Below are 13,597 nucleotides of genomic sequence, written 5' to 3'. Positions count from 1 at the left end.
GTCATGTGAGGATAGAGTTTTTAATTCACAGAAGACTTTGTAAAAATACATAGAGGCTGTATTGTGTCTGTAAAAGCGATTCATGATGTGACAGATACGGTAGATCTCAGTAATGGAGAAGAATTGTTGTATACTGTCCGCAAGAAAAAACAAATAGTGGCCGAGATTCAGGAAAAGCAGAAAAGAATGATTAATGCTTTGGGAAAAAGCGGTATTCCGGCTACAGAAGAAGAATATCGACGTTATTATAGTTCTTTTGAATATCTGCCTATTGCATTTACGGACATAGAAATGGTGTTTAATGAAGAAAGTCATGCAGTAGACTGGATTTTCCGTTATGCAAATCAGGAACTTGCCAGATTAGAAAAGCTTTCGCTGAATCAGTTGCTGGGAAAATCTTTTGGCAGTTTGTTTTCCAATATGGATTCGAAATGGCTGCGAAGTTATGAACGTTCGGCACTTTATGGAGAAGTATTGGAACTTATGGATTATAGCCCGGAGATAGACACCAACCTGAAGGTAATCTGTTTTCCTACCTTTAAGGGACATTGTGGCTGTATCTTGTTTGATCTGGATAGGATTAAGGCAGTTGACAGTAGTAATAATGTCCATAAAATATGGAATACATACCTGAGAAATTGTACAAAATAGCTAAAAAATATGTCGCTTTAAGCCGCTTGGATGTCGCTTTGTTCCATGTTTATTGACTGGAATAAAGCGACATTTTATTATATAAACAAATTACTAAGCGAGTCAGGAGAAAGTATCAGGCAACAGAGAATATTTGAATTTTTTATAAGATAAAGGGGGAAAGATATCATGAAAAGAAAAAAAGTAAGTACTTTGATTGCCGCCGCATTGGCACTTACCATGACTGTCTGTAGCAGTTCGACCGCAATTGCAACATCAGAATTAACAGCGGAAAGCAAACCAGCCACCCAGTATACGATTGACGCAAATCAGGAAGTTTATGCATTGCTGGACTTCGAGGATACTGCGGAGTTTGAGAACGCGACCAAAGGTCTGCTTGCTTCTCCGGATACTCTGGATATTTGTGATGAGAACGGGAAGGTTGTATGGAGTCAGACGGCATATGCTTTTCTGGATTAGGACGCTCCGGATACAGCGAATCCCAGCCTTTGGAGAAACACACAGTTGAATCATATTTATAATCCTGAAGACACACAGAAAAAATTGGATTGTATATGCCGGCTCTGGAGAGTATAATACTATAAATCAAAAGAATTATAAGTATTAAAACTTGAAAGCAGGTGGAGTATGAGCCAGCATAAGATCCGAAAAAGTGCTGTTGTCATTATAGTTGTCTGCTGACTCCAAAACAAAAGAGAAAAATATTTCTGGTACAGCATCTGCTTGGCTGGGCAAGATTCTTATTCTAAAATGTGAACTGTGGGGAAATCATGATGAAGAAAAAATTTATTAAGCTGTTTGCAATACTGTCGGTTGTCTTTCTTGGAGTGCTGGAGATGGGATGGCGCTTTTTTAACATGGTGGTCTGCTGCAAAAGAGGAGAGCACAAAAAGGAAAGAAAGAAATGGTTTGAGCTGTCTCATATCAGGGAAAATCATCCCCAGAACGGTTATGCCAGAGAATACAATGAGAGTAAGGCATGGTGTTTTGAGCAGAAAATGCAGGACTGTTATATCAAAAGTATTGACGGATTAAAACTGCATGCATTATATCTGCCGGCAGAAGATGCAAAAAGGATCGTCATATTAAGCCATGGTTATCGTGGCAGCCGGTTTGGCACCTTGTCGTTTATGGCAAAATATCTGCATGAGCATCAATGTGATGTCCTGTTTATAGAACATCGCTGCTGCGGTGACAGCGAGGGAAAATATATCACCTTTGGAGCAAAGGAGCAATGGGATGTGCAGCAATGGGCAGTCTATGTATCTGAACGAAATAAAGAGAAGCTCCCGATTTATCTGTACGGACAGTCTATGGGGGCTGCTACTGTACTGATGGCATCAGGACATACACTTCCGGCAGAGGTAAAAGGCCTGATTGCGGACTGTGGTTTTCAGTCTATGGAAGGACAGATGCGTGATATGGCAGCTAACTGGTTCCACCTGCATCATATACCACTGCTTCTGATGGAACTGGACTGGTTCTGTTCTCTTGTGGCAGGATTTCATATGAAAGATGCAGACACTACAGAAGCCATAAAAAAAAATACAAGACCGGTTCTGTTTTTCCATGGAGAGAAGGACACCTATGTGTATCCGAATAATTCTTTTCAGAATTACATGCTCTGCAGGGCAGAGAAGGAACTGGTGATCATACCGGGGGCACGGCATCTGTGCAGTGCCTATGCGGATCCGGAACTGTATCAGCACAAGATGATGGAATTTTTTGAGAAATACGATTAAACGGACATAAAGAATCCCGACCGGGATTTATCAGACATGGTACATAACAGGGAATATACATTTGAACTGTTATGTTAAATGAATGATAAGTCCCGGTCAATTTTTTGTAAAGTGTTCATTAAGTCCCAGGGGTACTGGTATTTCCCGAGAAGGTATGATATTTTTTGACCTGAAGCATACAATAATGTTTTTTCTATCTCGGATAAAGAGGAATACCGGGATAATGGAGGTTATCTATTATATGAGAAATTATTATCCTTTGACGGCAGCTCAGAAAATGCATCACAACTGGATCATGGATTATGGTACACAGCAGGTATCTGGTGTAAGTGTTGTGGCTTCTGTACAGGCAGAACTGGATTTTGGATTACTGAAGAAATGTATTCAGATGGAAATGGAGCGTTCAGACTGTACCAGAGTCCGTTTTACGAAACCGGATAAAGATGGAAATGTAAAACAGTACATTGAAAAACAGGATCCGCGTGATATTGAACTGAAGGATCTGTCAGGAATGGAAAGCCTGGCAAAGGCAGATGAGCTGATGCAGCAGTGGGCGTATGAAACATTTGACGGAGATAATATCCCGATGTGCGAATTTACCATGCTGAAGCTTCCGGAAGGATACAATGGTTTCTTTTTACATATGGATCACAGACTGATCGATTCCTGTGGGCTTGTAGTTATGATCGGAGATTTGTTCCAGTTATATACGCATTATAAATATGGAACGGCCTGCCCACAGGAACTGGTTGATTTTGAGACGGTTCTGAAAAAAGATCTTGCAAAAGCGGGCAATGAAAAGCGTTTTGCAAAAGATAAAAAATTCTGGGATGACCAGCTGGATGAACTGGGCGAGCCGTTATATTCTGATATTCAGGGACCATCTGTACTGGAGGAAGCAAGAAAGCGTCATGGGGATCCGAAGCTTCGTGCTTCTGATATTGAGATGAATGAGCTGTTTGTTGCAGTAAAGGATTATCATCTGGAACCGTATGCGACACAGAACCTGATGGATTTCTGTATGAATCATCAGCTTTCCATGACAAATCTGCTTCTGCTTGGTATCCGTACTTATCTGTCAAAAGTAAATAACGGACAAGAAGATATTACGATTCAGAATTTTATATCCAGACGTTCTACCCATGATGAATGGACTTCCGGGGGAAGCAGAACTATTATGTTTCCGTGCAGAACAGTGATCTCACCGGAGACAGATTTTCTCTCGGCAGCTTATGAAATCCAGAATATGCAGAATCGAATTTATATGCACAGCAATTACGATCCGGCACTTATCGTGGATGAGATGAGAAAGAGATATCATACACCGGAGCATACCAGCTATGAAAGCTGCTATCTTACCTATCAGCCAATGCCGGTGAAGGTGGAGAATGAAATGCTTGGAACCGTTCGCCAGCATGCCAAATGGTTTGCAAACGGTGCCGCAACCAAAAAAATGTATCTGACCGTATCTCACACTGAGGATGGCGGCATGAACTTCTCATATCATTATCAGACTGCTCATCTTGAGGAACATGACATGGAACTGCTTTATTATTATATGATGCGTATTCTGTTTAAGGGAATTGCAGAGCCGGATATGAGCATCGGCGAGATCATGGAACAGGTATAAAAATCAAAAATCAGGAGGAAATGGAATGAATCAGGAAATGGAATTTAAAAATATTGTAGCGCAGTACAGCAAAGTGAAACCGGAAGAGATGACAGGTGAGATGAGATTCCGTGAGGATCTGGGATTTACTTCTCTGGATTTCATGTCTTTTCTGGGTGAGCTTGAGGATACCTTTGACATTGAACTTGAGGAAACCGAAGTGACAAAAATTACAACTCTTGAGGAGGCACTGAAGCTTCTTGAGGAGCTTCAGTAAGAACTAAGTTGCTTGTGAACGGAGCGAACAGAATTAACAGAATATCAGTCCACAGAACAGTGAGGGAGGAGAAAGATATGCTGATCAGGGATATATTAGAAGAAAGTGTACAGAAATTTGGCGAAGTCAAGGCAGTAAAATGGCTTAACCGAAAAGAGATTCTGGAGAGAAGTTACAGTGAAATGATGAAAAATGTGATTTCCACCAGAAAAGGACTTCTTGCAGAAGGTTTTGAGGGAAAGCATATTGCATTGATCGGAACCAGCTCTATAGAATGGATCGAAAGCTATCTGGGAATTATTACAGGATGTACTACAGCGGTGCCGCTGGATGCAGCACTCCCGTGTGAAGAACTGATCGATCTGATAAACCGTTCCGATTCCGAAGCACTGTTCTTAAGTCCGAAACACAGACCGTATCTGGAAGCATTTCTTGCAAACTGTCCGAAACTTCAGAAAGTATGGATGCTCCAGGAAGAGGTGGAGGATGTACCGGCGGATACATATAGTATCAGCGAACTCAGAAATTCAGGAAAGAATGCCGAAGGAGATGCTTCCTGCCCGGATGCAGAAGATATTGCGACAATTATCTTTACTTCCGGAACGACAGGAAAGAGCAAGGGAGTTATGCTGACACAGAATAATCTGGCTTCCAATGTTGAGGCAGTCAAAATCTCGGCAGAACCCGGAACAGCCATGCTCAGTGTACTTCCGATCCATCATGCATTCTGTCTGGTCATGGACTGGCTGAAGGGCTTTTCTCAGGGAGCGACCCTCTGTATCAATGACTCCCTGCTTCATATGATCAGAAATATGAGCATTTTTAAACCGGATATCATGCTCATGGTTCCAATGATGATTGAGACGATTTATAAGAGACTGGCGGCTGCTGATCCGTCGATTCCGAAAGCTGTTCTTGCAGAAAAAGTATTTGGTGGAAAACTGCACACGATTTTTACCGGTGGGGCACATCTGGATCCTTACTATATTGACTGTTTTGCAGAGTACGGTATACAGATACTGGAAGGCTACGGTATGTCGGAATGCTCTCCGGTCATCAGCAATAATACACCGGAAAACAATAAGCCGGGTTCCATCGGAAGACCACTTGAGAATGTGGAAATCAGATTTGAGGATGGAGAGATCCTGGTAAAAGGTACAAGTGTCATGAAGGGATATTATCAGATGCCTCGTGAGACAGAGGAAACGCTGAAAGATGGCTGGCTGCATACCGGGGATAAGGGATATATTGATAAAGATGGTTATCTTTTCATCAATGGTCGTGTGAAAAATCTGATTATTCTTTCCAATGGAGAAAATGTATCTCCTGAGGAAATTGAGAACAAACTTGCATTGAATCCGCTTGTGGGTGAAGTGATTGTAACAGGCGAGGACAATGGTCTTACAGCCCGAATTTATCCGGAACAGGCAGTTGTGGAGGCAAAAGCACTGGATACTGAGATGATCAGGTCACAGCTTCAGGCATTTCTGGATGAATACAACAAAAACCAGCCGACTTACCGTCGCATTACAGGCCTGGTGATCCGAAAAAATCCGTTTATCCGCAATACGACAAAGAAGATCAGGAGACAGGATGTCCTGATCGACGAGCCGCAGGCATAATAAACACCCGTCTGAGTGAAAGTGCTCAGACGGTTTTTTTGTGCCTGTATGCAGGGCAGTCAGGATAAAAGAGGCAGCATGCCGGAAAGAAAAATCTGAGTCAGAATCTCTGCAATGACTTCCGGTGCGAGATCAAAATTATCCCGGGTCCATTTGTGAAGCACACCGATCGTGCTGCCGATCGCGCAGGTGATCACGTAAGATATTTCTTCTTTTGTGTGTCTGTCGGGGCTGGCACTGGAGGTGGTAGCGGTGACATAGTGATGAAGCATGGTCAGCATTTTTTCAAACAAATCATTCCCGTGAGGGGTGCTCAGAAGACCGGCAAGGAAGGGATTTTCCATTGTATAGCGACAGATCGTCAGAAAATAGGACTGACAGATATCGCGGTCATTTTCCGGATGAAATTTTTCCATTATAGAAAAAACATCATGGATCGTCTTTTCCTCAACAGCAGATACAAGAGAGGGGATATCCTGATAATGATTATAAAAAGTACTTCTCGCGATACCAGCTGTTTTGGTGATATCGGATACGGTGATCCGGTCAGGAGCTTTTTGCTTTATGAGTTTAAAAAAAGCTCCCAGGATGGCTTCGTCTGCCACAGAATATCTTTCATCAGGAATTGGATTTTGCATAGTCGATTCCCTCCAATATCTCATAAATATAGTGTAACTGTTCAGTACCCTCACAGTTACGGGTCAAAATGCCTTCTGAATAGTTACAATATAGTACAGTATAACACAGATCCGGAAGTATAAGAACAGGAAAATAGCATGTCAGAATGTCTGGTATTAAAGTTGAAAGTGAAAAAATCCATCTTATCTAATGAATATATAAACTTGCAGGCGGGAAAGTTTTATGCTAAAATACTTCAAAAATGAACATTCTAAAAATGAACAATTTAAAAACGGAAGAAAGGAAAAAGGACAAAATGGTAAGTATAGAATATGTACATAAATTGCTGGAACTCTATAACCAGCTGTGCAGTCCTCTGTGTCAGCAGACTGGCATCTCGCAGACTTCGTTGGATATACTGATGTTTCTGAAAAATAATCCACAGTACAAAAATGCTGCAGATATTGTAAAGTTTCGTGGAATCAAGGCAAATCTGGTATCTGTCCATGTGGAACGACTGGTGCAGGAAGGATACCTTGAGCGTCAGGAGGTGCCGGGAGACCGGAGAAAGACAGAGTTGATCTGTACGGAGAAAGCAGCACATGTATGGAAGCAGGGATGTGAGATACAGAAGGCATTTTTTGAAATGTTGTTTTCCGGAGTGCCTGAGGAGTCACGGAAAATCTTCGAACATGTGATGGAACAGACAGAGGAGAATTTGAATATTTATCAAAAGGAGAACAAAAAGAAATGAGTGTTTTATTAACTGTCATTGTTACATTTTTTGCCGGTATGGGTGCTGGTCTTGGTACCGGATTCGCCGGTATGAGTGCGGCAGCGGTTATCAGTCCTATGCTGATTACCTTTTTGGGAATGGATCCATACATGGCAGTGGGAATTGCCCTGTCTTCGGATGTACTGGCGAGTGCCGTGTCTGCATATACCTATGGAAAAAATAAGAATCTGGATGTGAAAAATGGTCTGATCATGATGGTTACCGTGCTGTTGTTTACGATATTTGGAAGCTATGTATCAAGCCTGGTACCATCCACAACAATGGGAAACTTCTCTGTTTTTATGACCTTCCTTCTTGGTATTAAATTTATCGTCCGTCCGGTCATGACTACGAAAGAAGCCATGACGCAGATATCTGCAAAAAAACGTGCCATGCAGTCTGTCATCTGTGGTATTCTGATAGGCTTTATCTGTGGCTTTATCGGTGCCGGCGGTGGTATGATGATGCTTCTGATCCTGACATCGGTTCTTGGTTACGAACTGAAGACAGCTGTGGGAACAAGCGTATTTATTATGACCTTCACAGCTTTTACCGGAGCTGTCTCCCATTTCGCCATCGGCGGTACACCTGACTGGTCAGTATGGATTTTGTGTGTGATCTTTACATTTCTCTGGGCCAGAATCGCAGCTGTATTTGCCAACAAAGCAACTCCAAAGACATTGAACCGCGCGACGGGAGTGATCCTGGTGATATTGGGAGTTGTGGTTATGGCATTTTCGATGATAGGATAGAATAACAGTCACAGCAAGAATGCCGAGGCATTCTTGAAAGCGGTCAATAAGCTTTGAGTAACAGATAAAGATTAAAAAAGGGAGGAAAATAGTGGATTTAAACAAAATATCTATAAAAAAAATCAGGGAGCTGATTGTGTTTACGGCATTTCTTGTGGTTGCCCTGTGGAAGTTTGATGTGGTGCTCGGTGTGCTGAAAGCAATATGGGGTATTGTATTTCCGTTTATACTTGGTGGTGCAATCGCATTTCTGACGAATGTGCCAATGAGCTTTTTGGAAAAGACAATTTTTAAAAATGTAAAAAAGGAAAATAAGATAGCTGGAAAACTGGCAAGACCAATAAGTCTGCTTCTTACTATTGTATTAATAGTTGGTGTGATCGCATTGGTGATGTTCGGAGTGATTCCGCAGCTTACGCGAACAATGGGAACTTTGATGATGAGCATTTCTGACTTTATTCCGCAGATGCAAAGCTGGATTCGAGAATTTTTCCATAATAACCAGGAAATTATGAAGCTGGTAGATCAGGTACAGTTTGATCCGGATCAGGCAATCAGGTGGGGAATAAGTCTTCTTGGCAACGGTGCCGGAAATATGATGAATACGACGATGTCAGCTGTGGGTTCCATAGTCAGTGGATTAGCGACTTTTTTTATTGCCTTTTCTTTTGCCTGTTATGTCCTTTTTCAGAAAGAAAAGCTGCACTTACAGATCAGAAAAGTATTTTTCGCATTTCTTCCACAACAAAAAGCAGATGCTTTTCTTAAAGTCTGTTCTCTGACATATCGGACATTTGCAAACTTTCTTACAGGTCAGTGCCTGGAAGCTGTGATTCTCGGATGTATGTTTGTTATCACACTGAGTATTTTGAGGATGCCATATGCACTTTTGATTGGAGTGTTAATTGCATTTACAGCATTGATTCCTATTTTCGGGGCTTTCATCGGATGTGCAGTAGGAGGCTTTTTGATCTTTATGGTAAGCCCGAAGCAGGCAATTTTGTTTATAATAGTATTTCTGGTGCTGCAGCAGATTGAAGGAAATCTGATCTATCCTCATGTTGTTGGTGAATCTGTAGGACTTCCATCAATCTGGGTGCTGGCAGCAGTTACAATCGGCGGAAATCTTATGGGGATTGTAGGCATGCTTGTTTTCATTCCACTGCTGTCGGTATTTTATACTATTTTTCGGGAATACGTATATCTGCGTTTGAAAAAACAACATATCAAACGGGTAACAACGACAGAAATAGAGAAATATACGGAAGAGGATCATCCAATCCAAGCAGATAATCAGAGAGAGGACTGATTGCCAAGGCCGCTGAAGTGAACATTAACAATAAAAGAGTTGCATAGAAGGGATAAAGCAGTTTATTATTGATGTAGACAGATGCGAAATGTATTCTGATCAAGTCAGAAGAATACGGAGGGAAATATGTTCAATTTAATTCATCATATAGCTATTATTGGAAGTGATTATAAGAAATCGAAGCATTTTTATGTGGATCTTCTCGGATTTAATGTGATCAGGGAGAATTATCGCAGGGAGCGCGATGACTACAAAATTGATCTGGCCTGTGGAGAACAGGAAATAGAACTTTTTATTATTAAAAATGCACCTGCAAGAGTCAATTATCCGGAAGCTCTTGGACTCAGGCATCTAGCATTTAAGGTAGACAATGTAGAAGAAGTGGTAAAAGAATTAAATGCCAGAGGGATTGCTACGGAGTCTGTTCGAATAGATGACTATACAGGTAAAAAGATGACATTTTTCCAGGATCCGGATGGTTTGCCGCTGGAAATACATGAGTGAATGACAGGGGGCATTGTATTATGAGGGAATTACTCTATGGGGCAGCGTATTACGATGAATATATGCCGTATGACCGGCTGGAAAAAGATGTTGCCATGATGAAAAAAGCCGGGATCAATACGGTTCGGATCGCAGAATCCACATGGAGCACCTGCGAACCGCAGGAAGGAGTTTTTGACTTTTCACATGTGATCCGTGTAATGGATGCGATGGAAGAGGCAGAAATTAACGTTATCATAGGGACTCCGACCTATGCAGTGCCGACCTGGATGGTGAAAGCCTATCCGGATGTGCTGGCGGAGACGGTCAAAGGCAGAGGAATCTATGGTGCGAGACAGATCATGGACATCACACATCCGGTCTATCGGTATTATGCGGAAAGAGTCATTCGTAAATTGATGGAAGTTTCAGTACACCGCAAATGTGTGATCGGATTCCAGCTTGATAATGAAACGAAATATTATGGAACCGCAGGCAAGAATGTGCAGCTCGGTTTTGTGAAATATCTCCGGGAGAAATTTCATAATGATCTGGATGCTCTGAATCACGAATTCGGTCTGGATTACTGGAGCAATCGCATCAATGCCTGGGAAGATTTTCCGGATGTGCGCGGTACGATCAATGGAAGTCTGGGGGCAGAGTTTGAAAAATACCAGAGAAGTCTGGTGGAAGAATTCCTGGGCTGGCAGGCAGCGATTGTTTCCGAATATAAGAGAGAAGACCAGTTTATCACCCACAATCTGGATTTTGAGTGGAGAGGATATTCCTACGGTGTGCAGCCGGATGTAAATCATTTTAAATGTGCAAAACATCTGACCATGGCAGGAACGGATATTTATCATCCGACTCAGGATCACCTGAGTGGTGCAGAGATCGCATTTGGTGGTGATCTGATCCGCTGTCTCAAAAATGACAACTACCTGGTTCTGGAAACAGAAGCACAGGGTTATCCAGGCTGGACACCATATGACGGACAGCTTCGCCTGCAGGCATACAGCCATCTGGCCTCCGGCGCTCTTGGCGTGATGTACTGGCACTGGCATTCAATCCATAACTCTTTTGAGACTTACTGGAAAGGCCTTCTGAGCCATGACATGGAAGAAAATGCCGTATACAAAGAGGCGTGTATCATAGGCAGCGAGTTTAAGAAACTTTCACCTGTCTTATCAGGCTTTAAGAAAGATAACAAAGTTGCGATCATGGTGAACAATGAGGCTCTGACTGCACTTAAATGGTTTGGAATCGAAGCCAGTGCAGCAGGCGATAATGGAATTGGTTATAATGATGTTGTCCGTTGGATCTACGATGCACTTTACAAAGTAAATATTGAGTGTGACATTATCTGGGAAGAGAGCGAAAACATTGAGAAATACCAGGCAATCATCCTTCCGGCTATGTACACAGCAGATGAAAAAATCCTCACACGTCTGAAAAAGTATACTGCTCAGGGCGGCACACTGATTGCGACCTTCAAGACTGCTTTTGCCAACGAAAATGTAAAAGTGTATCCTGACAGACAGCCACATATCTTAAATGAAGTCTTTGGTATGTATTATCAGCAGTTTACGTTCCCGGAGAATGTCACTCTGACAGGGTTTGAGGGCAGTGAACCAGAGGCAGAGACCTTCATGGAACTCCTGATTCCTGATGGTGCAGAAATCATTTCTGCATATCAGCATCCGAACTGGAAAAAGTATGCCGCAGTTACACATCATACATATGAAAGAGGAAATGCCTGGTATATCGGATGTATGTTTGAAGAACATTACCTGCAGCAGATGTTGATAAAGATTCTGGCTCAGTCTGGTATAAATGCAGCAGCTCCGGAGAAATTTCCGGTGATTGTGCGTGAGGGAATCAATGCAAAGGGCGAAAAGATTCGTTTCTATCTGAATTATTCCTGGGAAGAGCAAAGAGTTGAAGCAGCGGATGATTTTGAAGTGATACTTGGAAGTGCTGATAGTACTAAGCGTGAAATTCACCTGTCAGCATGGGATGTATGTATCATAAAATTTGATAAATAAAAAGTGTGCAATAAGCAAAACCCGGAGCGGCAGGCCCCGGGTTTCTTTTATCATTACTGTGAACAGTTATCTTTTATCTTTCTTAAGAATGGAATTGAACAGTGTAAAGAAGGTGATCGTTGTCACCGTAGCAGCTATGATATCGCTTACCGGTTCTGCAAGAAATACAGCAAAAACTTTATTGTCGAAGAAATTCGGCAGTATGAAAATCAGAGGTATCAGCAGGATGATCTTACGCAGGCAGGCAAGAAGCAGACTGACTTTCGCTTGGCCGAGAGCCATAAAGCTCTGCTGGCAGCTTACCTGGAAGCCAATAGAGAAGATTCCGGCCATGTAGATGCGGAGTGCCCAGGAAGCGTATGTTACAAGTTCCTTATCTGAAGTAAAGATTGCTGCAAATGCCTTTGGAAAAATCATCACGACAAGACAGAAGGCAGATGTGTAGATGATGCAGGTACAGAACTGTGTGAAAAATGCTTTCTTTACACGGTCTGGCTTATTGGCACCAAAGTTGTAGCTGATGATTGGCTGTCCGCCCTGGCAGATTCCCTGAAGCGGAAGAGAGACAAGCTGGCTGATACTGGTAATGATCGTCATTGCCCCGACAGCCACATCACCGCCGAATCTGGAAAGACTGCTGGTAAAGCTGATCGACAGAAGACTTTCTGTTGACAGCATGACAAAGGTAGAAATACCAAGAGCAAGGCAGGGACCAAAAACCTTGAGTTCCAGATGCATATTGCTTCGTTTCAGGAGAAGGATCGTCTTCTTTCCGGTCAGAAAGCGGAGGATCCACACAGCTCCTACGGACTGGCTGAGAACAGTGGCAAGTGCTGCACCCTTTACGCCCATACCAAGAACAAAAATAAAAATCGGATCCAGGATGATATTGATAACAGCACCGATGACCGTAGTCATCATACTGATTCTGGCAAAGCCCTGAGTGGTAATGAAGGTATTCATGCCCAGTACGATCAGGACAAAAAAGCTTCCCAGAATATAGATTCTGGCATAGTCAGATGCGTAGGTTAAGGTGACATCGCTGGCACCGAAGAGTCTGAGCAGCGTCGGTGCACTTACATAAAATACGATAGTCAGTATAATTGACAGACCGACTAATAAAGTAAAACAGTTTCCGAGGATTTTTTCTGCCAGATCATTATCCTTCTTTCCCATTGCGATGGCTGCACGCGGGGCACCGCCGGAACCGACGAGCATGGCAAATGCATTCAGCAGCATCAGAATCGGGGCAAAAAGTCCGACTCCGGTCAGTGCGGCAGCTCCGATCCCCGGAATGTGACCGATGTAGATACGGTCTACGATGTTATAAAGAAGGTTGATGATCTGTGCGACAACTGCCGGAACCGCCAGCTGCACAAGGAGTCTGGGAATACTTCCCGTCTCCATATTGGGTGTGTTGGTTTGTGTTTTCATGATGGTTGTCTCCGTGAATTTTGTATCAAGTAGCATAACACAAAAAACAGAAGTTGGAAAGACAATTTCAATTTTGGCGTCTTCCACCGGGATAGAGTTGAAGGATGTATTATCAAAAACTGATAATATGGGCATAATATCCAACAAAATAGTTTTTTCTGTTGTTTTTTTATACAGTATGGTATAATGCGAAAAAACAAAAAAGCCTGCATACGCAGGCTCATTCCACACACTGTGGGTCACTGTTAAGTGACGATTTGAATAACTGCGCGTCGCATTC

General features: G+C 42.5%; 13 protein-coding genes. 11 read left to right on the top strand and 2 right to left on the bottom strand.

The window, feature by feature from the left end:
* Positions 1-63 precede the first annotated feature (63 nt).
* From WMO75_RS16615 to WMO75_RS16590, 6 genes are all read left to right on the top strand, one after another.
* Entirely contained in the window at positions 64-651 is a 588-nt protein-coding gene (locus tag WMO75_RS16615; protein WP_118699490.1) for a LytTR family transcriptional regulator, read from the top strand.
* 168 nt (positions 652-819) lie between these two features.
* On the top strand, positions 820-1,110 hold the full coding sequence (locus WMO75_RS16610; RefSeq protein ID WP_118254632.1) for a hypothetical protein: 291 nt from the start codon (positions 820-822) through the stop codon (positions 1,108-1,110).
* Between the two features lie 311 nt (positions 1,111-1,421).
* Positions 1,422-2,393 (top strand): alpha/beta hydrolase, encoded by a 972-nt coding sequence (locus WMO75_RS16605; protein ID WP_243002501.1) that lies wholly within the window; start codon positions 1,422-1,424, stop codon positions 2,391-2,393.
* A 241-nt stretch (positions 2,394-2,634) separates the two neighbouring features.
* On the top strand, positions 2,635-4,023 hold the full coding sequence (locus WMO75_RS16600) for a condensation domain-containing protein (protein WP_118699492.1): 1,389 nt from the start codon (positions 2,635-2,637) through the stop codon (positions 4,021-4,023).
* A gap of 25 nt (positions 4,024-4,048) precedes the next feature.
* Positions 4,049-4,279, top strand: a complete 231-nt coding sequence (locus tag WMO75_RS16595) for an acyl carrier protein (protein ID WP_118254628.1) — start codon at positions 4,049-4,051, stop codon at positions 4,277-4,279.
* Between the two features lie 77 nt (positions 4,280-4,356).
* Positions 4,357-5,901 carry an AMP-binding protein gene (locus WMO75_RS16590; RefSeq protein WP_118699489.1) on the top strand — a complete coding sequence of 515 codons (1,545 nt, stop codon included), beginning with the start codon at positions 4,357-4,359 and terminating at the stop codon, positions 5,899-5,901.
* A gap of 59 nt (positions 5,902-5,960) precedes the next feature.
* Here WMO75_RS16590 and WMO75_RS16585 read toward each other — a convergent pair whose 3' ends face one another.
* On the bottom strand, positions 5,961-6,539 hold the full coding sequence (locus tag WMO75_RS16585; protein WP_022213759.1) for a TetR/AcrR family transcriptional regulator: 579 nt from the start codon (positions 6,537-6,539) through the stop codon (positions 5,961-5,963).
* Between the two features lie 296 nt (positions 6,540-6,835).
* Here WMO75_RS16585 and WMO75_RS16580 point away from each other — a divergent pair, with 296 nt between their 5' ends.
* The 5 genes from WMO75_RS16580 (at position 6,836) to WMO75_RS16560 (ending at position 11,883) form a co-directional block, all read left to right on the top strand.
* Entirely contained in the window at positions 6,836-7,273 is a 438-nt protein-coding gene (locus WMO75_RS16580; protein ID WP_118254697.1) for a MarR family winged helix-turn-helix transcriptional regulator, read from the top strand.
* Positions 7,270-8,046 carry a sulfite exporter TauE/SafE family protein gene (locus WMO75_RS16575; RefSeq protein WP_118699488.1) on the top strand — a complete coding sequence of 259 codons (777 nt, stop codon included), beginning with the start codon at positions 7,270-7,272 and terminating at the stop codon, positions 8,044-8,046. The genes WMO75_RS16580 and WMO75_RS16575 overlap by 4 nt, the downstream gene beginning before the upstream one ends.
* Before the next feature lie 91 nt (positions 8,047-8,137).
* On the top strand, positions 8,138-9,355 hold the full coding sequence (locus tag WMO75_RS16570; RefSeq protein ID WP_199705035.1) for an AI-2E family transporter: 1,218 nt from the start codon (positions 8,138-8,140) through the stop codon (positions 9,353-9,355).
* A gap of 126 nt (positions 9,356-9,481) precedes the next feature.
* Positions 9,482-9,859 (top strand): SMU1112c/YaeR family gloxylase I-like metalloprotein, encoded by a 378-nt coding sequence (gene gloA2, locus WMO75_RS16565; protein ID WP_118699487.1) that lies wholly within the window; start codon positions 9,482-9,484, stop codon positions 9,857-9,859.
* 20 nt (positions 9,860-9,879) lie between these two features.
* Entirely contained in the window at positions 9,880-11,883 is a 2,004-nt protein-coding gene (locus WMO75_RS16560) for a beta-galactosidase (protein ID WP_118699486.1), read from the top strand.
* A gap of 66 nt (positions 11,884-11,949) precedes the next feature.
* Here WMO75_RS16560 and WMO75_RS16555 read toward each other — a convergent pair whose 3' ends face one another.
* Positions 11,950-13,317: an MATE family efflux transporter gene (locus WMO75_RS16555; RefSeq protein WP_118699485.1), complete on the bottom strand. Its 1,368-nt coding sequence runs from the start codon at positions 13,315-13,317 to the stop codon at positions 11,950-11,952.
* Positions 13,318-13,597: the final 280 nt, after the last annotated feature.

This window comes from Blautia intestinihominis, assembly GCF_040096655.1.
In the GTDB taxonomy this organism is placed as follows: domain Bacteria; phylum Bacillota; class Clostridia; order Lachnospirales; family Lachnospiraceae; genus Blautia_A; species Blautia_A intestinihominis.
The sequence above is the reverse complement of the archived record's forward strand: the minus strand, read 5'-3'. Positions and strand labels throughout refer to the sequence as shown.